This window comes from Magnetospirillum sp. ME-1, assembly GCF_002105535.1.
Classification (GTDB): domain Bacteria; phylum Pseudomonadota; class Alphaproteobacteria; order Rhodospirillales; family Magnetospirillaceae; genus Phaeospirillum.
This window is the reverse complement of the sequence record NZ_CP015848.1, coordinates 1921111-1942316: the sequence shown is the minus strand read 5'-3', so window position 1 is coordinate 1942316 and position 21206 is coordinate 1921111. Positions and strand designations below refer to the sequence as shown.

Here is a 21206-nt window from a genome sequence, read left to right as displayed (position 1 = left end):
CAGATTAAACTTTCTCGATGACCATGGCGATGCCCTGGCCGACGCCGATGCACATGGTGGCCAGAGCCCGCTTGCCGCCGGTCTGGGCCAGTTGCAGCGCGGCGGTGCCGACGATGCGCGCCCCGGTCATGCCCAGCGGATGACCGAGCGCGATGGCGCCGCCGTTGGGATTGACGCGCTGGTCGTCGTCGGCGAGGCCCAGCGCCCGCGTGCAGGCCAGGGCCTGGGCGGCGAAGGCCTCGTTGAACTCCATGACGTCCATGTCGGCCAGGGTCAGGCCCAGGCGGGCCAGCAGCTTGTTGGTGGCCGGCACCGGGCCGATGCCCATGATGCGCGGCTCGACGCCGGCGGCAGCCATGCCCAGGATGCGGGCGATGGGGGTCAGCCCGTGGGCCTTGGCGGCGGCGGGCGAGGCGATCAGCAGGGCCGCCGCGCCATCGTTGACGCCGGATGCGTTGCCCGCGGTGATGGAGCCGCCAGCGCGGAACGGCGCCTTCAGCTTGGCCAGGGCCTCGATGGTGGTCTCGCGCGGGTGCTCGTCATTGCTCACCACCACCGGGTCGCCCTTGCGGGCGGGAAGCGTGACGGGGGAGATCTCCAGGGCCAGCCGGCCGTTCTTCTGCGCCGCCGAGGCCTTGGCCTGGGAGCGAAGCGCGAAGGCATCCTGGTCGTCGCGGGCAATCTTGAACTGCTCGGCCACGTTCTCGGCGGTTTCCGGCATGGAATCCGTCCCAAACGCCTTCTCCATCTGGGCATTGACGAAGCGCCAGCCGATGGTGGTGTCGTAGATGCGGGCGTCGCGCGAGAAGGCGCTGTCGGCCTTGTTCATGACGAAGGGGGCGCGGCTCATGCTTTCCACGCCGCCGGCGATCATCAGCTCGGCCTCGCCGGTCATGATGGCCCGCGCCGCGTAGCCCACCGCGTCCATGCCCGACCCGCACAGGCGGTTCAAGGTGGTGCCGCCGATGGAATAGGGCAGGCCGGCCAGCAGCAGCGCCATGCGCGCCACGTTGCGGTTGTCCTCGCCCGCCTGGTTGGCGCAGCCCATTGCGACCTCATCCAGCAGGTTCCAGTCCAGCCCGGCATGGCGGGCCATCAGCGCCTTGATGGGGTGGGCGGCCAGGTCGTCGGTGCGCACGCCCGAAAGCACGCCCGCATAGCGGCCGATGGGGGTGCGGGTGTAGTCGCAGATCAGCGCTTCGGTCATCTATGGATTTCCTTCGACGATATGGCCTTCGAGGATGCGGCACTGGCCGCGGAACAGGGCGACCACCTCGCCGGTCTGGTTGGTGACGGTGCAGTCATAGGTACCGTTGCGGCCCTTGCGGTGAATTTCGCGGCACTCGGCGGTCAGGCGGTCGCCCGGATGTGCCGCCGCCGGGTAGGTGATGGTGCAAGACAGCGCGACGGCAGGCCGGTCATAGGAATTGCAGGCATAGGCGAAGGCGGTGTCGGCCAGGGTGAAGGTGATGCCGCCATGGCCGGTGCCGACGGCATTCAGCATGTCGCCGGTGACCGTCATGGACATGCGGGCGTGGCCCGGACCAATGGTGTCCAGCTCGATTCCCAGCGCGCGCGGTGCTGTCGCCTTCTCGCCGATGGCCGCTGCGACGCGCTCGGCCAGGGCCTGGCGCTGGCTGTCCTCGGTTGCCCTGTGGGGCATCGTGTTTCACTCCCGCGGGTCTGTCGCCCAATTTGGTATCGTAATACCGAATTAACCGGGGGCGCGTCAATCGGGAGATGGAACGAGGGCGACAAATAGGGTGTGGTTTCAAACGAAAGCATGTTCCCATTCGTTCTGGGGGCATACCCCAAGGAAGTAGTTTTCCTTGCAACGATTCCAGGACCGCATTACCGTCAGCCCATGTGCGCAAAGGGTATAAGGAAGGCGCGACGTGCTTGTTATAAAAGCCGTTATAAAGAAGGTTCTGGGTATCGTGTTCTCCGGAATGACGATGTCCGAGATCTTCGATCTGTTCCTGCCCACTCGCCAATCAGCCTTCGTCCAGCGCCGCCGTTCGCTTCTGATCCTGTCGCGTGTCCGGCTGGTGGCGGCGACCTTCGCGGTGCTGACGCCGCTGTGGATACCGGTCGATCTGATCATCTTCGAGACCACGCTGGCCATGTATCTGGCGGCGCTGCGCGTGATGGCGTCCATCGCCTTCGTGCTGCTGGCGCTGTCCTATCGCGGTTCGGACAGCGTGTCGGTGGCCCGCTGGGGGCTGGTCTGGCTGCTGACCATTCCCACGGTGTTCTTCCTGATCAGCCATCCGCTTCTGGCCCAGTTCGCCATCAACGATCCGGCGCAGCAGGTGATCGCCGCCGGCTACGCCTTCCTGCCCTTCGTCATGGTGGCGGGGCTGTCGGTGTTTCCCATCACCGCCCTGGAAGGTGCCCTGCTGGGCCTGCCCATGGTCGTGGCCTACTTCCTGACCGGAACCCTGGGCTATCAGCTGCTGCCCTTCGCGTCCCACCTGGGCGCCCAATGGCTGCTGCTGCTGCTGGCCATGGTGGCGACGCTGTCGGGTATGAGCCAGCTGCATTTCATGAGCCAGCTGGTGGACCAGTCGTCCCACGACGGCCTGACCCGGGCCTATAACCGCCGGGTGGGCGAGGAGATGCTGGTCCAGCAATTCGTCACCGCCATGCGCTCCAAGATTCCGCTGTCCCTGGCCTTCGTCGATCTGGACAACTTCAAGTCCATCAACGACAAGTACGGCCACGAGGAAGGCGACAACGCGCTGCGCACCGCGTCCACCTCGCTGCGCAAGGTGCTGCGCCGCGGCGACATCCTGATCCGCTGGGGGGGCGAGGAATTCCTGGCGGTGATGCCCAATACCGATCCGGCGGGAGCCGCCATCGCCGTGGCCCGCCTGCGCTCCGCCGGCCTCGGCATGCGTCCCGACGGCCGGCCGCTGACCGCCTCCATCGGGGTGGCCGAGCGCATCGCCGACGGTATCGAAAGCTGGAACGAACTGGTCGAGCGCGCCGACCACCGCATGTACGCCGCCAAGCAGTCGGGCAAGGACCGGGTGATCGGCTGCGGCGACGTGGTGCTGGCCGAAACCGCCGCCTGACCGCCCGGCCTCCGGCGTCAGCCCAGCTCGAAGATTCCCTCGATCTCCACCGCCACGTCCAGCGGCAGGGACGGCGCGCCCACCGCGACGCGGGCGTGGCGGCCGGCTTCGCCCAGCACCTCGGCCATCAGGTCCGAGGCGCCGTTGATCACCTTGGGCTGGTCGGTGAAGGCCGGCGTGCAGGCCACGAAGGCGGTCAGCCGCACCAGGCGGCGGATACGCTCGATATCACCGCCGGCCGCGGCGCGGGCCTGGGCCAGCAGGTTGATGGCGCACAGCCGCGCCGCCCGGATTCCGTCCTCGATGGAGACGCTGTCGCCCAGCTTGCCGGTCACCGCCAGCTTGCCGTTTTCCAGCGGCAGCTGGCCGGAGATGAACACCAGATTGCCGGTCTGCACGAAGGGCACGTAATTGGCCACGGCGGCCGGCGGGGTAGGCAATTCGATGCCCAGCTGCTTCAGACGTTGGCTGATGGGGCCGCTCATGGTCCGCTCCTGACAGGTGTTGTGGCCGGTGAGGCAGACAGACTATCGCCTGGCGCCGCGGCTGTCATCCACGCCTGCGTTGCCGGCATGGGGCCATGCAATCATGGGGATTGTTGCGCCGCACAATAGTTCCATATGCTTCTTGAAGTTATTCAAGAACAGGTGCTCCCATGTCCCTTTCCCCCACCATCCGGCCTTGCGCTTCCTCTTCGGGGTCCGAGGGCCGCAGCCTCCTGGGTCTGGCCGCCAGCTTCCTGGACCGCCGGATCGTCGCTCCCCTGGCCTTGCGTTTCGAGCGGACCCGCCTGCGCGATGAACTGGCCGGGCTGGATCACCGCGAGCTGAAGGACATCGGCATCACCGATGTGGACAGCTTCGTGGCCGGCTGGCGTCCCAACGCCTGATCAGCGGCTTTCGGCCAGCCAGGATTCCATGTCCTGGCGGCTGAGGGTTCCGGTCCGGGACTCGCGTTTGCCCGAGGCCGTGACCAGGATGGTCAGGGGCAGTTCGCCCCGCCATTCGCGGTCGATCTCGAAGCGGAGCTTCTCGACGAAGGAATCGGCGAAGCCCCAGCTTTCCACCTTATCCAGACCGGCCCGTTTCAGGGTGCGTTCCACCTTGGGTGTGTCCTCGGGCGGGTCGGTGGTGACCAGGACCACGTCCACCCCACCGGCCTTGACGGTGTCGCGCCATTGCGGCAGCTCGGCGAGGCAGGGCGCGCAGGTCAGCGACCAGAAATGCACCGCCAGCGGCCGCCCGGCATGGGCCTGCAGCAGGGTCTGCCACGATCCACGGACAAAGGGGCGGGGATCGGCCGAGGCGGTGGCCGCAACCATGGACAGCAGGACCAGGAGTATCGCGACAACTCGGTTCAGCATGGAAACTCCGTAACCCCCTACTTGCCGGGCGACCCTATTGTCGCCGTGATGGACCGGCGTTGACAACGGTCAAGCTCGTGACGTTTCGTCACGGTTGATCACTTTGGGGCGGCGTGCTTCAATTCGCTCACTCTGTTGGGGAGACGACGTCCATGTGGTTCGGATCGGTGAGAGGCGGTGTCGCCGCAATCGCCCTGCTATGCCTGGTGGAAGCGCCGGCGCAGGCCCGCGATCTGGTGGTGGGCGTCGAGGCCATCGATTATTCTCCGGTCTACGGCGTCATTGATGGCCAGTTCAAGGGGGCGGCGCGGGAAATTCTCGACGCCTTCGCCAATGCGGCGGGACATCGGCTGACCTTCCAGGCCCTGCCGGTCAAGCGGCTTTACGCCGAACTGAACCACGGCGGCATCGACCTCAAGTTTCCCGATTCCCCCGACTGGCAGCCGGCCCTGCGCCAGGGGCGGGCCGTCGCGTTTTCCAAGCCGGTGATCCACTACATCGACGGAACCATCGTCCGCAGTCAGGGGCTATCCCAGGGACCCGAAGCCATTCACAGCCTGGGCACCATCGCCGGCTTCACGCCCTTCGCCTGGGGCGAGCGCCTGAAATCCGGCGCGGTGGAGCTGAAGGAGAACTCCTCGTTCGAGCAATTGCTGCGTCAGGTTCAGACCAAGCGTATCGACGGCGCCTACGGCAATGTGGCGGTCGCCCTCAACGCCGCCGATTCCATTCCCGGTCTGGCGGGCACCCTGGCCTTCGCCCCCAACCTCCCCCACGTGGCCGACAGCTACCGCCTGTCCTCGGTCAAGGCCCCCGAGATCATTGCCGAGTTCGATGAATGGCTGGGCCGCAATTCCCGCCTGGTGGCCGAGATCATCGCCCGGACCGGGGCGGAGCGGGGAGTCAGGTAGCGGCCATATCAGCCGGAAGGCTGAACCGCACCACGCCGCCCGAGGGCGATGCCTCGATGGCAATGCGCCCGCCATGGGCGCGCAGGATGGCCCGGCACATGGGCAATCCCAGGCCGGTATGGTCAGGGGCCCGGCCATGGGTCACCTCGAAGACCACCAGGACCTTGTCGACCATGCCGGCGTCGAAGCCGGGGCCATTGTCGCTTACGGTGAATTGCCAGCACTCTTCGCCCCGGGCGGCCGAAACGCCGATCCACGGCGGGACGCCCGGCCGGGCATGGCGCAGGGCATTGTCGAACAGCTCGTCGAGGACCTGCGAGATCATCCGCTGATCGGCGGTCAGGACGGGCAGGGGCGAAAGGTCGATCCGCGCCTCGCCGCCGATCCGTTCCAGCGCCCTGGCGCGAGCCTGGGCGGCTATCTCGGTCATGTCGCAGACGCCCGGCCTGGGCTCCTCGGTCAGGGCGGCGACGTAGCGCTGGAAATCGCGCAGCAGGGCGCCGAGATGGGCGGTGCCATCGGTGATGGAGGCGCACCATTCCGCCAGATCCGTGTCGCCGTCGGCAAGGCGCCGCTGTATGCGCTGGGCGTTGACGGTCATGGGGCGCAGCGGTTCCTGCAGATGGTGGGCGGTGACCATGGCCAGGCGCCGCAGCTCGCCATTGGCCTCCTCCAGCTTGACCGCCCGCCTGGCGGCCAGGGTCTGGGCCGCCTCCAGGCCGGCATTGCTGCGCGAGACCTGGGCGTAGCTTTCGTGCAGGTTGACGGTCAGCGCGTTGAACGAGTCCACCAGGTCGGTCAATTCATCCCGCCGCTCGCGCCGGGCCAGTTTGAGGGGCGGCGAGCCCGCATCCGTTCCCATGGTGCGGAAATGGGCGGCGATGGCGGTGATGTGGCGGGTGACCACCATATGGACGATATAGAAGATGAAGGCCGAGACGATCAGCGTCTTGATGAATTGCGACAGCAGGATCAGCGCCACCCGGTCGGCCAGGCGGGAATAGACGCCGTCCAGGCTGGCGGTGGCCACCATGACGCCCAGCTGCCGGGTTCCCCGTTCGTCGGTCCGGGTCAAGGGCATGGTCCGGCTGATGACGTGGGGGGCGGCCGGGTCCCCCATGACCAGGGTGATGGGCGAGCGCAGGCCTTCTCCCATTTCCCGCACCTCCAGCGACTGCATGTCGGGTAGCCGCAGCAGGCCCTCGAGTTGCAGGCGCAGGTACTCGATGTCCACGTTCCACAGGCTGACCGCGATGCTGTCCAGGCTGCCGCGCTCGATTTCGTTCAGCCGGCTCTCGATGGCCACCACGTCGCGGTGGTAGTCCACATAGAGCTGGGCCGCCGTCGAGATCAGGGTAACCAGGGAGCTGAAGCCCAGAATCAGGAGCAGCAATCGGGCCCCCAGCCCTATCCTGCGTCCGTATGTGGCGAGGCCCGAGGTGTCTCGCATCAATGATAGTCCCGGCTGGCCTTGATGCGCTCGATGGTGCCGTCGGCGAGCATGGCCCGGATGGCGGCATCGATCGCCGGCATGACGTCCAGGCGGGGCGATCCCTTGGCGCACTGGAAGCGAAGCAGCATCTGGCTCAGTTCCAGGCGGTCGCCCAAATGCCGGTCCAGGCCGTTCTGCTCGGCCAGGTAGGCGATGGTCGGCAAGGCGCCCGCCACCGCATCGACGCGGCCATGGGCCAGTTTGTTGAGGCCCTGGAGATAATCGGTGTCGTATTGCCTGTGGACCGATTCGTCGCCATCGAAGCGGGGGCCGAGCGGCAGTCCGCGCAGCACCGAAACCGACAGGCCGCGCAGATTTTCATAAGACCGCAGGCGCAGCCCCTTGCGGGCGATCACGCCCACCGGATGGTTGGAGACCACTTCGCCCTGAACCATGAACGGCGCCCATTGCTCGTTCCACACCAGGATGGTGCAATCCTGGCGGCTGGTTTCCAGCTCGCGGGGGATGCGGGCGAAGGGCTGCAGTTCCACCAGGATGTCCAGGCCGGTCCGCCGGACCAGTTCCGCGACGATGTCGGGAAACACTCCCTCGGCCTTGCCGGATTTCGGCTCCACGCTGGCCCAAGGCGCGGTGTCGATGGTGACGAAACGAACCGGCTCCGCTGCCGCCGTTCCGCCCAGGAACATGCACAGGGCCAGGGTCGCCATTGATCTGGCGGCGGCTTGAACGGACATCGCTCCATCCCCACTCGGCCCCGCCTCGCCTCCACGATGACGAAGGACCGATTCGACGGTAGCGAATTTGGCGAGTAGGTGCAATCACCTACCTCCGTGGCGGGCCTCCGTGGCGGTGATGCGTACTTTCATCATAATTCATGTAAATCTGATACGAGTTGTGGGGCGCGTCCTTCCCCGCTCCGGTGCTAGGATCGAGGAGTGGAAAACGATGGGAGGGGGCCATGACATTCAATCTGAAGGATGTGCGTGACCTGCTGTCCCATCTCGAGGCCGAGGCCGATGGCCGGGACGTGGAAGGCGAACTGGCCCGGGCCGAGGCGGAGCGTCTGATGGCGCTTTATCCGGGAATGGCCAACATCCTGGCTCCCATCGCCGAGCGCCACTCTCGGCGGGCCGCCTGAACCGGCGGGAACTCTCTCTCCCTCTCATTGACCCCAACCCGCCCGGGCTGGGGTTTTTCTTTGTCCGGCGGCGGGCTCGAAAAAATGGGGCCGGCCCCCCGGGGGAGGGCCGGCCCTTCGTTGCGCGGATCGAGGAGATTAAGTTCGTATCCGCGCCGGGTTCTGTCGGTTTACGAGCAGCCGGTGGTGCCGCCGCAGGTGTCGCACTTCAGGCAGGTGCCGTTGCGCACCAGGGTGAAGTTGCCGCATTCGGGGCAGGCGTCGCCTTCATAGCCCTTCATGCGCGCCGCGCGGATCTGTTCGGCGCGGGCGTCGAACTCCTGGATCAGGGTTTCGGCGTCCACCGCGATGCTGACCGCCGACTGGGCGGCGGCGGCAAGCTGCATGGCGCCGCCCGAGATATCGGCCGACATGGAGGTGGGGCCGGAGCCGCGCTTCATGAACAGCAGATTGGACGAGCGCACATAGCCGCGCGACGCCACCTTCTCCACCACCGCCAGATGCTGGGCGGCGGCCGCCGCCGCGGCGGTGGCCTCGGGCAGGCCCTCCTGGGCGCCCCGGCCCACGGTGTCGGGGGTGAGGTCGGCGGGCTCCACATGGGCCAGGTCGTTGCGGCCGAGATAGGAGATGGCCAGCTCGCGGAAGATGTAGTCCAGGATCGACGACGACATCTTGATGGTGTCGTTGCCTTCCACCATGCCCGAGGGCTCGAAGCGGGTGAAGGTGAAGGCCTCCACGAACTCCTCCAGGGGCACGCCGTACTGCAGGCCCACCGAGATGGCGATGGCGAAGTTGTTCATCATGGCGCGGAAGGCGGCGCCTTCCTTGTGCATGTCGATGAAGATCTCGCCCAGCTTGCCGTCCTCGTACTCGCCGGTGTGGAGATACACCTTGTGGCCGCCGACGATGGCCTTCTGGATGTAACCCTTGCGGCGGTCGGGCAGCTTGCGCCGGGCCTGGATCTGGCTGACTACCCGCTCGACCATGCGCTCGGCGACGATTTCGGTGCGCGCCGCCATGGAGGCGTCGGCCAGATCGTCGGCCAGCTCACCCGCGTCTTCCAGCAGGGCGGCCTGCAGCGGCTGGCTCAGCTTGGAGCCGTCGCGGTACAGCGCGTTGGCCTTGATCCCTAAGCGCCAGGACAGCATGTAGGCGTTCTTGCAATCCTCGACCGTGGCGTTGTTGGCCATGTTGATGGTCTTGGAGATGGCGCCCGAGATGAAGGGCTGGGCGGCGGCCATCATGCGGATATGGCTGTCCACCGACAGGAAGCGCTTGCCGATGCGGCCGCAAGGCGACGCGCAGTCGAAGACGGCCAGATGCTCGTCCTTCAGGAAGGGCGCGCCTTCCAGCGTCATGGCGCCGGTGACGTAGGTGTTGGCGGCGTCGATCTGCTCACGCGAGAAGCCCAGGAACGCCAGCATGTCGAAGGTGTAGTCGTCCAGCTTGGCCTGGGGGATCCCTAAGGTCTCGGTGCAGAACTGCTCGCCCAGGCCGTACTTGTTGAACACGAACTTGATGTCGAAGGCGCTTTCCAGCTGGGACTCGATCTTGTCCAGCATGGCATCGTCGAAGCCCTTGGCCTTCAGGGTGTCGTGGTTGATGTGCGGCGCGCCGCGAAGTGAGGCGTGGCCGACCGCGTAGCGGATGATCTCGGCGATGTCGCCTTCGTTGTAGCCCAGGTTGCGCAGGGCTTCGGGCACCATGCGGTTGATGATCTTGAAGTAGCCGCCGCCGGCCAGCTTCTTGAACTTCACCAGGGCGAAGTCGGGCTCGATACCGGTGGTGTCGCAATCCATCACCAGGCCGATGGTGCCGGTGGGGGCGACCACGGTGGCCTGGGCATTGCGGAAGCCGTGCTTCTCGCCCTTGGCCAGCGCCTCGTCCCAGGCCTGGCGCGCGGCGGCCAGCAAGGGCGCGTCGGGGCAGTTGGCGGCATCCAGCGGCACCGGGGTGACCGACAGGCCTTCATAGCCGGTGCCCATGCCGTGGGCGGCGCGGCGATGGTTGCGGATTACCCGCATCATGGCGGCGCGGTTCTTCTCGAAGCCTTCAAAGGCCCCCAGCTCCTCGGCCATGTCGGCGGAGGTGGCGTAGGACTCGCCGGTCATCAGGGCGGTGATGGCCCCGATCAGGGCGCGGCCCTTCTCGCTGTCATAGGGAATGCCGGACGCCATCAGCAGGCCGCCCACATTGGCGTAGCCCAGACCCAGGGTACGGAACTCGTAGGACAGCTCGGCGATCTTGGGCGAGGGGAACTGGGCCATCAGCACGCTGATTTCCAGCACCATGGTCCACAGCCGGCAGGCGTGGCGGAAGCCCTCCACGTCGAAGGAGCCGTCCTCGTTACGGAAGCACAGCAGGTTCAAGGACGCCAGATTGCAGGCGGTGTCGTCCAGGAACATGTATTCCGAGCAGGGATTGGAGGCGTTGATACGCCCCGATTCCGGGCAGGTGTGCCACTCGTTGATGGTGGTGTCGAACTGGATGCCCGGATCGGCGCAGGCCCAGGCGGCCTCGCCGATCTGCTCCCACAGATCGCGGGCCTTCAGCGTCTTGGCGGCCTTGGTGGAATTGCGGTGCTTCAGGTTCCAGTCGGCGTCGTGCAGCACGGCGTTGAGGAAGCCGTTGTCGACGCGCACGGAATTGTTGGAATTCTGGCCCGAAACGGTGAGGTAGGCCTCGGAATCCCAGTCGGTGTCCAGGACGGGGAAGTCGATCTGGGTATAGCCCTGGCGCGCGAACTGGATCACCCGTTGGATGTAGTTCTCGGGGATCTCGCACTTGCGGCCCTCGAGAATGGCCTTCTTCAGGCGCTTGTTGATCTTGGGGTCGAAGCGGGCTTCGCCGTCCTGACCATCCCATTCGCGGCAGGCGGCCATCACCTCGGTCAGGCAGCGGGCGGCCAGGCGCGAGCCGGCCACCAGGGCGGCCACCTTCTGCTCTTCGCGCACCTTCCAGGAAATGAACTTCTCGATGTCGGGATGGTCCACGTCCACCACCACCATCTTGGCGGCGCGGCGCGTGGTGCCGCCCGACTTGATGGCGCCGGCGGCGCGGTCACCGATCTTGAGGAAGCTCATCAGGCCCGACGAGCGGCCGCCGCCCGACAGCTTCTCGCCCTCGCCGCGCAGCCGCGAGAAGTTGGTGCCGGTGCCCGAGCCGTACTTGAACAGGCGGGCCTCGCGCACCCACAAATCCATGATGCCGCCTTCATTGACCAGATCGTCCTCGATGGACTGGATGAAGCAGGCGTGGGGCTGGGGATGCTCGTAGGCGGACTTGGAGCGGACCAGCTTGCCGGTCTTGAAGTCCACATAGGAATGGCCCTGGCCTGGGCCATCGATGCCGTAGGCCCAGTGCAGGCCGGTATTGAACCACTGCGGGGAATTGGGGGCGCCCATCTGGCGGGCCAGCATGCAGGCCATTTCGTCGCGGAAGGCCAGGGCGTCCTCCTCGGCGTTGAAATAGCCGCCCTTCCAGCCCCAATAGGTCCAGGTGCCGGCCAGGCGGTCGAACACCTGCTTGGCGCTCTTCTCGCCGACGATGCGCTCTTTCTCGGGCAGCTTGGCCAGCGCTTCGGTATCGGGCTCGTGGCGGCACAGCCAGTCGGGCACGCCCTTCTCGGAAACGCGCTTCAACTTGGCGGGCACGCCGGCCTTGCGGAAATACTTCTGGGCCAGAACGTCGCAGGCCACCTGCGACCAGTCGGCGGGGACCTCGATGTCGGCGGCGGAGAACACCACCGAGCCGTCGGGGTTGCGGATCTCGCTGGTCGCCTTGCGGAACACGATTCCGTCATAGGCGGTTTCGCCGGACTTGGTGTAGTGACGCTGGACGCGCATTTTGGCCCCTCTGCTCCGCTTGATCCCTGGACGATCCTGTCGAAAGCGGACACAAAGATGGCGGCCGGCGCCCCGATTCGGGCGCGTCTCCCCCCTTCTCCCGTGTCGTCCACAATATCTTGTGGTCTTCCCTCGACAGAGACGCAGCCTATGTCACGGCGCTCTTCGGCGTCAACGATTCTTTACCAAGCATTCACATCATATTGTGTTTGAAATCGACGAATCTTGGCACAGCTAGTGGTGCCGTCGTCGGGATTCCGCCATTTTCAGGGGGATGGGCGGGAAACGTGCAACCCCTCTGGACGGGGAGGGTGCCTTTTGCCTATAGTCCGCCCGACATTTGTTTCGCGAGGATCGAGATGGCGACGCTGGGCACCCTGCTTTTCACCTGGGCCAAGGGCAAGCTGGTTGGAACCGATGCCGAGGGCAACCGCTATTACACCGAGCGCAGCGAGGCCAAGGGCCGGCGCACCAAGCGCTGGGTGATCTATAACGGCAAGGTCGAGGCGTCGCGCATCGCTCCCGAATGGCATGCCTGGCTGCACTACACCGCCGACAAGCCCCTGACCGACGTGGCGCGCCAGGCCTGGCAGCAGCGGCACCAGCCCAACAAGACCGGTTCGGCCGGGGCTTACCTGCCTCCCGGACACGATCTGGCCGGCGGCAAGCGCGACCGCGCCACCGGCGATTACGAGGCTTGGCAGCCCTGATATCCGATTGATGGGGGAATGGGGGCATGGTCAGCCGCGTTGATCGCGATACCGTGACGGGCGGGGCCGTGGTTCTGGCCGGGGCTATGCTGCTGATGCTGGCCTTCGCCCTTGGCGGCAAGAGCACCGAGGCGGGGGATGGCTATGTGCTGAAGGCCCGTTTCAACCGCGCCGACGGCATCAATGTGGGTAGCACCGTGCGCCTCTCGGGCTCGCCCATCGGCAAGGTGGTCGAGCAGACCCTGGACGAGCGCTACCGCGCCGTCCTGACCCTGCAGCTGCGCAAGGACATCCAGCTCACCAGCGACACGGCGGCGGTGATCTATACCGACGGCCTGCTGGGGGCCAAGTTCATCGAACTCAAGCCGGGCGGCGACGAGCAGATGCTGAAAGCCGGCGCTGAAATCCAATACACCCAGGATGCGGTGGTCATCGAGGATCTGCTGGACATGATCATCCAGCAGGGCCGCGCCAAGCGCGGCTACCTCGACAAGCCTCTGCCGTCCACCACCAATTGAGCAGGTAGGCCATGGGACGGAATCTGATCGAAACCATCATGGGGGCCGTGGTTCTGGCGGTGGCGGGCTTCTTCCTGGTCTTCGCCTACAGCCATGCCAACATCAAGAAGATCGAGGGCTACGAGGTCTCGGCCACCTTCGCCAGCGTCGGCGGCCTGGATACCGGCGCCGACGTCAAGATCAACGGCATCAAGGTGGGCACCGTCGCCTCGCAATCCCTGGATCCGGTGACCTACGACGCGGTGGTCAAGCTCTCCATCGCCCACGGCATCACGCTGCCCGCCGACACGGTGGCCAGCGTGTCGTCGGAAGGGCTGCTGGGCGGCAAGTTCGTCAAGCTGACCCCGGGCAAGTCGGCCACCAAGATCGCCGCCGGCGGCGCTCTGGGCCCGTCCAAGAACTTCAAGTCCATCGAGGAGATGGTCGGCCAGCTGATCTTCCTGGCCACCAGCGACAACCAGCCGCCCTCGGCCGGGGCCAAGCCCTGATGCGGGCTCGGCTCGCCGCGCTGCTGTTGCCGGCGGTGCTCGCCGTGGTGCCGGCGGCGGCCCAGCCGGCGCCTCCGTCCATGCCTGCCGCCCCGCCCCAGATGACCGGCACCGACCTGTCCTTCGATACGGCGGTGCTGCAGGGCCTGGACAAGGTGACGGCCCGGGTGGTGACGGTGGAGGCGCCGGTGGGGGCGCCGGTGCATGTGGGGGCGCTGGAGATCATCGTGCGCGCCTGCAAGAAGCGCCGTCCCGAGGATCAGCCGGAAAGCGCCGCCTTCCTCGACATCTGGGAATTACGCAAGGACCAGCCGGCCGCGGCCCTGTTCCGCGGCTGGATGTTCGCGTCGAGCCCGGCACTCTCGGCCATGGAGCACCCGGTCTACGACATCTGGGTCCTCGATTGCCGGGGCAAGACGCGTTAGCGGTCCAGCGCCAGCTCCCACGGCACCATGGCGTCACGGTCGAAGCGGGCCGGTTCGTCCAGGGCTTCGGCCAGGCGTTTCTGATAGTCGGCGCGGGGGATTTCCACCGCGCCGAACTGCTTCAGGTGGTCGGTGACGAACTGGGTGTCCAGCAGGCGAAAGCCGCCATGGCGCAGCCGCGCCACCAGATGGACCAGCGCCGCCTTGGAAGCGTCGGTGCGGCGCGAAAACATGCTTTCCCCGAAAAATGCGCCCCCCAGGGCCAGGCCGTAGAGCCCGCCCACCAACTCGCCGTCCAGGCGGACCTCCACCGAATGGGCGAGGCCCAGCCCGAACAGCTCCACGAACAGCCGGACGATCTCCTCGTTGATCCAGGTCTCGGGACGGTCGGGGGTAGGCTCGCCGCAGGCCCGCACCACCGTTTCGAAGGCAGTGTCGCAGCAAAATTCGAAGCGACCGCTCCTGAGCGTCCGGCGCAGGCTTCTGGGAATGTGGAAGGCGTCCAGCGGCAGGATGCCGCGCTGTTCCGGATCGATCCAGTACAGGCGGTTCTCGTCGCGCGACCGTGCCATGGGAAATATCCCCGAGGCATAGGCGCGCAGCAGAAGGTCCGAGGTGAGCGGGCGCATGCCCCAGCCTATCGCAATGACGGGGGCAACGGCAATTCGGCGTCGGGCGCTTGTTGCCGCCCATCGCTGCCTATATAATGGGCTAACGTGACAAAAGCACATTTTATATGCATGAGGGGGCGGATGAAGGCCGAGCGCTTGCACGGGGAGTTCTGGGGCGAGGATCTGGCCATGGGCCATGCCGCCTTCGCCGGGGACGGCCAAAGGAGCGCGGCATGAGGGGCGCCCTCAACCCCATCCTGGCGGTGGACAGCTACAAGGCCAGCCACAAGTGGCAATATCCGCCCGGGACCGAACACGTCTCGTCCTATGTGGAGGCCCGCGCCGACAACAGCGGGCTCGACCTGCCGGGCACCCTGGTGTTCGGCCTGCAGCCGCTGCTGTGCCAACTGGCGGCCCATCCGGTGTCGGCGAAAGACATCGAACAGGCGGCGCATTTGTTCGGCGGCCACGGCGTGCCGTTTCACGAGGAGGGCTGGCGTCACATCCTGGGCCGCCACGGCGGCCGGCTGCCGGTGGAGATCAAGGCCGTTCCCGAAGGCACGATGGTGCCGTTCTCCAACGCGGTGGCCCAGGTGGTCAATACCGATCCTCGGGCGTACTGGCTGACCTCCTATCTGGAGACCATGCTGCAGCGGGCCTTGTGGTACCCATCCACGGTGGCCACCATCTCGTGGGCGGTGAAGCGGATTCTGCGCGAGTTCTGGCGGTTGACCTCGGACGCGCCCGAGGACTGCCTGGACTTCAAGCTGCACGATTTCGGGGCCCGCGGCGCCTCGTCCGGCGAGTCGGCGGCCCTGGGCGGGCTGGCCCATCTGGTCAACTTCAGGGGCACCGACACGGTCGAGGCCCTGCTGGCCGCCGCCGAGCACTACGCCGAGCCCATGGCCGGCTTCTCCATTCCGGCCGCCGAGCATTCCACCATCACCAGCTGGGGACGGGCGGACGAGGTGGCGGCCTATGCCAACATGCTGGCCCAATTCGGCGGGCCGGGGCGGCTGTTGGCGGTGGTCTCGGATTCCTACGACGTCTTCCACGCCGTCGAGCATCTGTGGGGGCGGGAGTTGCGCTCCCAGGTGCTGGAGACGGGAGGCACCCTGGTGATCCGCCCCGATTCCGGCGATCCGGTGGAGGTGGTGGCCGAGGTGCTGCGCCTTGCCGCCGGCGCTTTCGGCACCACGCGCAATTCCAAGGGCTTCCACGTCCTCCACCCGGCGGTGCGGATCATCCAGGGCGACGGGGTCAATCCCCACAGCATCCGCGCCATTCTGGCCCGCATGACCCAGGACGGCTTCGCCGTGGACAACATCGCCTTCGGCATGGGCGGCGCGCTGCTCCAGAAGGTGGACCGCGACACCTTCTCGTGGGCCATGAAGGCCTCCGCCGTCCGGGTGAGGGGGCAATGGCGCGACGTCTACAAGGAGCCGGTCACCGACAGCGGCAAAGGGTCCAAGCGCGGTCGCCTCGCTTTGGTGGGCGACGGGGCGGGCGGCATGCGGACCGTCCGGCTGGAGGAATGCCCGGCCAGGGCCGATCTGCTGCGTCCGGTGTTCCGCGACGGCGAGCTGTTGGTCGAAGAGAGTCTGGCCCAGGTGCGCGAGAGGGCCTACCGGGGCAGGTAGAACCGGCCGGTGATGCCGGTCCGGCTGAGGGCATAGGAGCGGTCGAGCTCGTCGAACATGTCGTCGGGGAAGTTGATGAAGCGGGGCGGTATGGACTGGGCACCCTTGGGATCGTCGACCGGATGGGCCCGACGGCTGGTGATCTGCACCGCGGACGCTTCGTGGCGGGCCAGCAGGCCGGTCAGGGTATCGGCGGGCACCCGGCCGTGGATCACCGCCTGGGTGGCGGAATAGCCGTCGATCCACATGGGCTTTCCGGCCCGAAGGCACAGCAGCAGCGATTCGCAGATGGCCGGGCCGGGAATGGCCTTCAGCCAGGCCACGTCCTCGAGGAACAGGGACTCGCGCTCCTTCAACTCGCCACCGGCCATGTCCACGGCGAAGCGCCCCAGGGCGATGGGCATGTGGAACAGTAATCCGGCGTGAATCAGCAGCACCAGGGCGGCGCAGGCGCGCGGGCCGGCGCCGGGGCGGGCGCGGACCCAGGCGGCTGCCGGGCCGGCGGCCATGGCGCAGGCGATCATGGCGTCGAAGAAGATGTTGGTATCGACGCCGGCGCCGCCGGAAAAGCCGATGGCGATCAGCAGGCTGAGCGCCAGATAGGCGCCCAGCTTGGCGGCGATTCCTCCCTGGCGGCCCAGCAGGGCGAACAGCCCCACCACCGCGATGGGAGCCTGAAGCAGGTCGAGCATCTCGGTGCTGAGGATGACGCCGCGCGCCGGGTCGTATTGACGCGACGCCAGCAGGTTCTTGAAGAAACCGCTGCCGAACTTGGCCTCGATGACCAGCAGGGCCAGGGCCGCCAGTCCCAGGCCGGTACCGAGGAACAAGGCCCGTTCGCGGTTGCTGCCCCGCCAGACCAGATGGATTGTGGTCACCAGCGGCAGGGCCAGGACGTTGTGCTTGCACAGCAATCCGGCGGCGAACAGCAGGGCGACCAGGGGCAGCCGGGCCGCACTGCCGCGTCCGCCGACGTAAAGGGCGAAGCCGGCGCACAGAAAACCCTGGGCCAGCAATTGCGGGTCGTTGACGCCGACGTAATCGGTGGCGAAGCCCGACAGCATGCCCAGCGCCGCCGAGCCCGACAGCACCGCGTCAATCCGCCGGGCGCCGGCGGCGCGGGCCACCAGGGCGGCCGACAGCGCGATGGTGGCGACGGCGGCCAGCGACAGCAGGCGGCCGGCCAGCACCATGTCGCCGGTCAGGCGTCCCAGCATTCCCACCAGATAGAAGGAAAGGGGAGGGTAGTTGTTGACGAACAGCGGGGTGTCGGCGGAATAGAGCGAAAGCCCGGCCATGGCCCGCATCTGCTGATAGGCGTTCCAGCCCTCGTTGTAGTCGATTTCCAGGGCGGTGCCGACACGCAGGCAGGGATAGGCGAACAGGCCGAGCGCCAGGATGGCGAGGCCGGTCACGCTCAGCTTGTAGGCGTCAGTTCTGATCACGGCCCCTCGGGGTAAGGGTTGTGGGTGGCGGGGGTGTAGCAACAAATTCGCCGGCGATCATCCGTTATTTCCCTGTCACGCCCCTCTCAGGGCGGAAATTATGTCTTTGGTCCTGTGGAATGATAAGGTGATTTCCCCTCCCCCCCGATCCTGTACATTCGACCCGCTGGATAATGTGGAGCGAAGAATGGGTGTGGTTCCGCCGACCGCCGGGATCGGGTTGGCCAGGATCGGATTGGGCGAGTCCGAGGCGCCGGGTTTCGGGCGTTTGCGCCGCTGGCTGATCGCAGCCTTCGTTTCCGCCAATCTTTTCCTGGTCATTGCCTATCTGGTGGTGGCGTGGCTGGGCCCACGCTACACCCTGGATGAGACCGGGCGCTCCATGCGGACCCTGGCCCTTGCCCTGTCCGAACAGGTGGAGGCCACCATCCGCTCCGAGGCGGCGATCCTGACGTCGCTGCAGCGTGAAATCCGCGCCCGCGGCGGGGTCGACGCCTTCAGCGAGACCGCCTGGTACGAGATGTTCAGGGCCCATCTCAACCTGTTCAGCGACGATCCGGCCGACAAGCCGTTGCATGCCCTGTTCTTCGTCAATGCGAGCGGAATCGCCTCGGCCAGTTCGGTCAGCAATCCCACCCGGCAGGCCGATGCCTCCCAGCGGCCCTATTTCGCCTTTCATCGCGACAAGCCGGGCGACGAACTGTTCATCAGCGAGGTGTCCCAGTCCAAGATCACCGGGCTGTGGGTGTTCTTCCTGACCCAGCGCATCAGCGGCGAGGACGGGTCCTTCCAGGGGGTGATCGGCATTTCGCTCCGGGTCAACCGTTTCGAGGAGCTGTTCGCGCGCCTGCGCCTGCCGGCGGACGGCACCATCGCCATCCATCGCCTGGACGGAGCGCCGCTCTACCGCTATCCCTTCACCGAAGCTTTCGCCCAGACCCGGCCGAACGCCTTTCCCGGCTTGGGGCCCATGATCGCCAGCGGGTCCGGCCATGACGAGAAGATCAGCCCGTTCGACGGCTCGTCGCGTATCATCGGCTACAATGTGGGGCGCAGCTATCCCATCCTGGCCCTGGCGACCGTGACCCGCGAAGGGGCGCTGGCCGGATGGCGCCGGACCCTGTCCTGGTTCACCGGTCTTGGCATCGCGGCCCTGGGGCTGGGCGGAATGCTGTTCCTGTTCTCGCTGCGCCATCTGGGCAGCCTGGAGCGCGAGGCGCGATTGCGCCGCCTGTCCGAGACCGTCGACCAGAATCCCAACATGATCATCACCACCGATCCCGACGGGGTGATCGACTATGCCAATCCAAGTTATTGCCGGTTCACGGGATTCAGCCTGGACGAGGTGATCGGCCAGACGCCGCGAATTCAGAAGACCCCGGAAACGCCCCCCGAAACCTATGCGGAGCTGTGGCGCACCATCCTGGGCGGCAACGAATGGCGCGGCGAGTTGCTCAACCGGTGCAAGGACGGCCGCACGTACTGGGCCTCGGTGGTCATCTCGCCGGTCATCGACGAGGGCGGCCGCCTGCGCGGCTTCGTCGGCCAGCAGGAGGACATCAGCGAGCGCAAGCGGATCGAGGGGCGGGTGGCCGGACTGGTGGCCGAGCTCAAGCAATCCAACGAAGAGCTGGAGCAGTTCGCCTATGTCGCCTCCCACGATCTGCGCCAGCCGCTCCGCATGATCAATTCCTACATGGAATTGCTGCGCCGGAAGCTGAAGCCGACCTTCGACGACGAAGCCTCGGAATACTTCACCTTCGCCACCGATGGCGCCAAGCGGCTCGACCGCATGATCGCCGACCTTCTCGAGTTCTCCCGCATCGGCCGCCAGTCCTCCATGGAAGCCATCGACCTCGGCCTGGTGCTGGCCGATGGACTGAGTAATCTCGGAATCGCCATCCGCGACGCCGGGGCGAAGGTTGCCGTGGCCGAGGGGCTGCCCACCGTGCGGGGCGACCGATCGGAACTCACCCGCCTGTTCCAGAACCTGATCGGCAACGCCGTGAAATACTGCCCGCCCGACCGTAAGCCGGTGGTTGAGGTTTCGTGCCGCGATGCCGGGCGCGAGTGGGTTTTCGCCGTCAAGGACAACGGCATCGGCATCGAGCCGGAATGCCTGGACAAGGTGTTCGGCATCTTCCAGCGCATGGTCAGCCGCGACCAGTACGAGGGCACCGGCATCGGGCTGGCGGTGTGCCGCAAGGTCGCCGAGCACCATGGCGGGCGCATCTGGGTCGAATCGAAGGTGGAGCAGGGCTCCACCTTCTTCGTCAGCCTGCCGAAGGCGTAATCACACACACTTCCTGATATAGGGCTTGTTGATCTCCCACAGCTCGTCCAGCAGCTTGACGGCGGCGTCCGAGGAATTGACCACCGGATCGGCCAGCAGGGCCTGCAGCGCCAGCTCCTTCGAGGCGTGGACGGCGGCCTCCACCGACAATTGCTGCACGCCGGCCTGGACCAGGGCCAGCTTCTGGATGGGTTCGGGCAGCGGCCCCAGCGAGACCGGATGCACGCCCGCCGCATCGACGATGGCCGGCACCTCCACCGCCAGGTCGGGCGGCAGGTTGGGAATGGTGCCGTTATTCATCAGCACCGCCGATTCCAGGTAGTGGTGGCGGTTGTTGATGATGCCGTCCACCACCACGTTGGTGCGCTCGCCCACCGAATGCTTCCACTCGTCTGGGAGTGGCCCGCCTTTCAGCACGCCCTCGATGGTCTGCTGCAGTTCCACCCGTTCCCGGGCGTCGCCGGCGTAGTCGTGGCCCTCTTCGCCGCCCTCCCAGCCGAAGGCCAGGTATTCGCCCATGTGGTCGTCGCTGCAGCTGGGCCACAGGCCGTAGATGTTGAACATCTTGCGGCTGAACGGCTGGAAGGTGGGGTCGAAGGAAGGCTCCTTCTCGCGCAGCAGGGGATAGAGATCCTGGCCGGTCCAGCGGTTGCGGAACCCCAGCATCCATTGGAAGTGGTTCAGCCCGATGCCCCAGCACTCGGTGTCGTGCCAGGACTGGCCGGTGATGTGGCACAGCGCGCCGCGGGCCATGAAGATGCCGTGGCACAGCCCCATGGACTTGATGGGGCTGTATTTGCCCAAGGCCAGGACGATGCGGCTTTCCGGATTGGAGAAGTTGAGGAACAGGGCGTTGGGGCACAGTTCCTCCATGTCCCGCGTGATCTCGAAGATCAGCGGCAGGGTGCGCATGGTGAAGAACAGTCCGCCCGGTCCGCCGTTCTCTCCCAACGTCTGGCGGATGCCGTGCTTCTTGGGGATTTCGAAATCCATCTTCCACAGGCGCATGCGGTCGATGGCCACCGAGTTGATCACCACGGAAGCGCCGTCGAAGGCGGCGCGGCGGTCGGTGGTGGCCTCGATGATCATGCCCGCCTTTCCCTCGGCGTTCATGCGCTCGGCCAGGGCCTTCATGCGGGCCAGAGCGTCCGGATCATGGTCCACCAGCACCAGGGTGGATCCCGCCAGGGTGTCCGACGAGAACATGTCGCGGAAGGTGGAAAGCCCGAACGACATGCTGCCGGCGCCGAGAAAGGCGATCTTGGTGATGTTCTTCATGGTTCGACCCT

20 protein-coding genes are annotated in these 21206 nt (G+C 66.4%); 10 read left to right on the top strand and 10 right to left on the bottom strand.

Going from position 1 to position 21206, the window contains the following annotated elements; genetic code table 11:
• Positions 1–4: 4 nt before the first annotated feature.
• Positions 5–1207 (bottom strand): 3-oxoadipyl-CoA thiolase, encoded by a 1203-nt coding sequence (gene pcaF, locus WV31_RS09085; RefSeq protein WP_085373250.1) that lies wholly within the window; start codon positions 1205–1207, stop codon positions 5–7.
• The gene (gene paaI, locus WV31_RS09080; RefSeq protein WP_085373249.1) at positions 1208–1663 is read right to left on the bottom strand and encodes a hydroxyphenylacetyl-CoA thioesterase PaaI; all 456 of its coding nucleotides are present in this window, start codon (positions 1661–1663) and stop codon (positions 1208–1210) included.
• Positions 1664–1955: 292 nt separating this feature from the next.
• Between paaI and WV31_RS09075 the strand changes: the two genes are divergently transcribed.
• A complete protein-coding gene (locus WV31_RS09075) occupies positions 1956–3077 on the top strand; it encodes a GGDEF domain-containing protein (RefSeq protein WP_237051555.1) in 1122 nt (373 codons plus the stop codon).
• Between the two features lie 17 nt (positions 3078–3094).
• On the opposite strand, the gene WV31_RS09070 is transcribed toward WV31_RS09075, so the two are convergent.
• Complete coding sequence (locus tag WV31_RS09070; RefSeq protein WP_085373247.1) at positions 3095–3562, bottom strand: RidA family protein; 468 nt, start codon at positions 3560–3562, stop codon at positions 3095–3097.
• Between the two features lie 170 nt (positions 3563–3732).
• On the opposite strand from WV31_RS09070, the gene WV31_RS09065 reads away from it, so the two are divergent.
• Positions 3733–3966 (top strand): DUF1127 domain-containing protein, encoded by a 234-nt coding sequence (locus tag WV31_RS09065; protein ID WP_085373246.1) that lies wholly within the window; start codon positions 3733–3735, stop codon positions 3964–3966.
• On the opposite strand, the gene WV31_RS09060 is transcribed toward WV31_RS09065, so the two are convergent.
• Positions 3967–4440, bottom strand: a complete 474-nt coding sequence (locus WV31_RS09060; RefSeq protein ID WP_085373245.1) for a TlpA family protein disulfide reductase — start codon at positions 4438–4440, stop codon at positions 3967–3969. It abuts the gene before it with no gap.
• Between the two features lie 152 nt (positions 4441–4592).
• Here WV31_RS09060 and WV31_RS09055 point away from each other — a divergent pair, with 152 nt between their 5' ends.
• The gene (locus tag WV31_RS09055; RefSeq protein WP_085373244.1) at positions 4593–5351 is read left to right on the top strand and encodes a substrate-binding periplasmic protein; all 759 of its coding nucleotides are present in this window, start codon (positions 4593–4595) and stop codon (positions 5349–5351) included.
• Here WV31_RS09055 and WV31_RS09050 read toward each other — a convergent pair.
• Both WV31_RS09050 and WV31_RS09045 read right to left on the bottom strand, forming a co-directional pair.
• Positions 5344–6744, bottom strand: coding sequence for a sensor histidine kinase (locus WV31_RS09050; protein WP_168185887.1), 1401 nt, complete (start codon positions 6742–6744; stop codon positions 5344–5346). The genes WV31_RS09055 and WV31_RS09050 overlap by 8 nt on opposite strands.
• A 56-nt stretch (positions 6745–6800) precedes the next feature.
• Entirely contained in the window at positions 6801–7538 is a 738-nt protein-coding gene (locus WV31_RS09045; protein ID WP_085373242.1) for a substrate-binding periplasmic protein, read from the bottom strand.
• Positions 7539–7762: 224 nt separating this feature from the next.
• Here WV31_RS09045 and WV31_RS09040 point away from each other — a divergent pair, with 224 nt between their 5' ends.
• Entirely contained in the window at positions 7763–7942 is a 180-nt protein-coding gene (locus WV31_RS09040) for a hypothetical protein (RefSeq protein WP_085373241.1), read from the top strand.
• Between the two features lie 170 nt (positions 7943–8112).
• Here WV31_RS09040 and WV31_RS09035 read toward each other — a convergent pair whose 3' ends face one another.
• Complete coding sequence (locus WV31_RS09035; RefSeq protein WP_085373240.1) at positions 8113–11787, bottom strand: vitamin B12-dependent ribonucleotide reductase; 3675 nt, start codon at positions 11785–11787, stop codon at positions 8113–8115.
• Between the two features lie 359 nt (positions 11788–12146).
• On the opposite strand from WV31_RS09035, the gene WV31_RS09030 reads away from it, so the two are divergent.
• Genes WV31_RS09030 through WV31_RS09015 form a run of 4 tightly spaced genes read left to right on the top strand, consistent with a single transcriptional unit; the run spans position 12147 to position 13928 of the window.
• Positions 12147–12497, top strand: a complete 351-nt coding sequence (locus tag WV31_RS09030; RefSeq protein ID WP_085373239.1) for an NADH:ubiquinone oxidoreductase subunit NDUFA12 — start codon at positions 12147–12149, stop codon at positions 12495–12497.
• Between the two features lie 26 nt (positions 12498–12523).
• Positions 12524–13015, top strand: coding sequence for an outer membrane lipid asymmetry maintenance protein MlaD (gene mlaD / locus WV31_RS09025; RefSeq protein WP_085373238.1), 492 nt, complete (start codon positions 12524–12526; stop codon positions 13013–13015).
• Positions 13016–13026: 11 nt separating this feature from the next.
• Entirely contained in the window at positions 13027–13503 is a 477-nt protein-coding gene (locus WV31_RS09020; protein ID WP_085373237.1) for an MlaD family protein, read from the top strand.
• Positions 13503–13928, top strand: a complete 426-nt coding sequence (locus WV31_RS09015) for a DUF2155 domain-containing protein (protein WP_085373236.1) — start codon at positions 13503–13505, stop codon at positions 13926–13928. Before WV31_RS09020 ends, WV31_RS09015 begins: the two co-directional genes overlap by 1 nt.
• Here the strand turns inward: WV31_RS09015 and aat are convergent.
• Positions 13925–14557 (bottom strand): leucyl/phenylalanyl-tRNA--protein transferase, encoded by a 633-nt coding sequence (gene aat / locus WV31_RS09010; protein ID WP_085373235.1) that lies wholly within the window; start codon positions 14555–14557, stop codon positions 13925–13927. The genes WV31_RS09015 and aat overlap by 4 nt on opposite strands.
• 215 nt (positions 14558–14772) lie before the next feature.
• On the opposite strand from aat, the gene WV31_RS09005 reads away from it, so the two are divergent.
• Positions 14773–16179, top strand: a complete 1407-nt coding sequence (locus tag WV31_RS09005; RefSeq protein WP_085373234.1) for a nicotinate phosphoribosyltransferase — start codon at positions 14773–14775, stop codon at positions 16177–16179.
• Here the strand turns inward: WV31_RS09005 and WV31_RS09000 are convergent.
• Complete coding sequence (locus WV31_RS09000; protein ID WP_085373233.1) at positions 16164–17624, bottom strand: hypothetical protein; 1461 nt, start codon at positions 17622–17624, stop codon at positions 16164–16166. The genes WV31_RS09005 and WV31_RS09000 overlap by 16 nt on opposite strands.
• A gap of 187 nt (positions 17625–17811) precedes the next feature.
• On the opposite strand from WV31_RS09000, the gene WV31_RS08995 reads away from it, so the two are divergent.
• Positions 17812–19917, top strand: a complete 2106-nt coding sequence (locus tag WV31_RS08995) for an ATP-binding protein (RefSeq protein ID WP_168185886.1) — start codon at positions 17812–17814, stop codon at positions 19915–19917.
• Here the strand turns inward: WV31_RS08995 and WV31_RS08990 are convergent, their stop codons facing one another.
• Positions 19918–21195: an alpha-glucosidase/alpha-galactosidase gene (locus WV31_RS08990; protein ID WP_085373231.1), complete on the bottom strand. Its 1278-nt coding sequence runs from the start codon at positions 21193–21195 to the stop codon at positions 19918–19920. It abuts the gene before it with no gap.
• Positions 21196–21206: the final 11 nt, after the last annotated feature.

Coding starts and splice junctions, on each gene's coding strand:
- pcaF (WP_085373250.1), bottom strand. CDS start 1,207: ATGACCGAAGCGCTGATCTGCGACTACACCCGCACCCCCATCGGCCGC.
- paaI (WP_085373249.1), bottom strand. CDS start 1,663: ATGCCCCACAGGGCAACCGAGGACAGCCAGCGCCAGGCCCTGGCCGAG.
- WV31_RS09075 (WP_237051555.1), top strand. CDS start 1,956: ATGTCCGAGATCTTCGATCTGTTCCTGCCCACTCGCCAATCAGCCTTC.
- WV31_RS09070 (WP_085373247.1), bottom strand. CDS start 3,562: ATGAGCGGCCCCATCAGCCAACGTCTGAAGCAGCTGGGCATCGAATTG.
- WV31_RS09065 (WP_085373246.1), top strand. CDS start 3,733: ATGTCCCTTTCCCCCACCATCCGGCCTTGCGCTTCCTCTTCGGGGTCC.
- WV31_RS09060 (WP_085373245.1), bottom strand. CDS start 4,440: ATGCTGAACCGAGTTGTCGCGATACTCCTGGTCCTGCTGTCCATGGTT.
- WV31_RS09055 (WP_085373244.1), top strand. CDS start 4,593: ATGTGGTTCGGATCGGTGAGAGGCGGTGTCGCCGCAATCGCCCTGCTA.
- WV31_RS09045 (WP_085373242.1), bottom strand. CDS start 7,538: ATGTCCGTTCAAGCCGCCGCCAGATCAATGGCGACCCTGGCCCTGTGC.
- WV31_RS09040 (WP_085373241.1), top strand. CDS start 7,763: ATGACATTCAATCTGAAGGATGTGCGTGACCTGCTGTCCCATCTCGAG.
- WV31_RS09035 (WP_085373240.1), bottom strand. CDS start 11,787: ATGCGCGTCCAGCGTCACTACACCAAGTCCGGCGAAACCGCCTATGAC.
- WV31_RS09030 (WP_085373239.1), top strand. CDS start 12,147: ATGGCGACGCTGGGCACCCTGCTTTTCACCTGGGCCAAGGGCAAGCTG.
- mlaD (WP_085373238.1), top strand. CDS start 12,524: ATGGTCAGCCGCGTTGATCGCGATACCGTGACGGGCGGGGCCGTGGTT.
- WV31_RS09020 (WP_085373237.1), top strand. CDS start 13,027: ATGGGACGGAATCTGATCGAAACCATCATGGGGGCCGTGGTTCTGGCG.
- WV31_RS09015 (WP_085373236.1), top strand. CDS start 13,503: ATGCGGGCTCGGCTCGCCGCGCTGCTGTTGCCGGCGGTGCTCGCCGTG.
- aat (WP_085373235.1), bottom strand. CDS start 14,557: ATGCGCCCGCTCACCTCGGACCTTCTGCTGCGCGCCTATGCCTCGGGG.
- WV31_RS09005 (WP_085373234.1), top strand. CDS start 14,773: ATGAGGGGCGCCCTCAACCCCATCCTGGCGGTGGACAGCTACAAGGCC.
- WV31_RS08995 (WP_168185886.1), top strand. CDS start 17,812: ATGGGTGTGGTTCCGCCGACCGCCGGGATCGGGTTGGCCAGGATCGGA.
- WV31_RS08990 (WP_085373231.1), bottom strand. CDS start 21,195: ATGAAGAACATCACCAAGATCGCCTTTCTCGGCGCCGGCAGCATGTCG.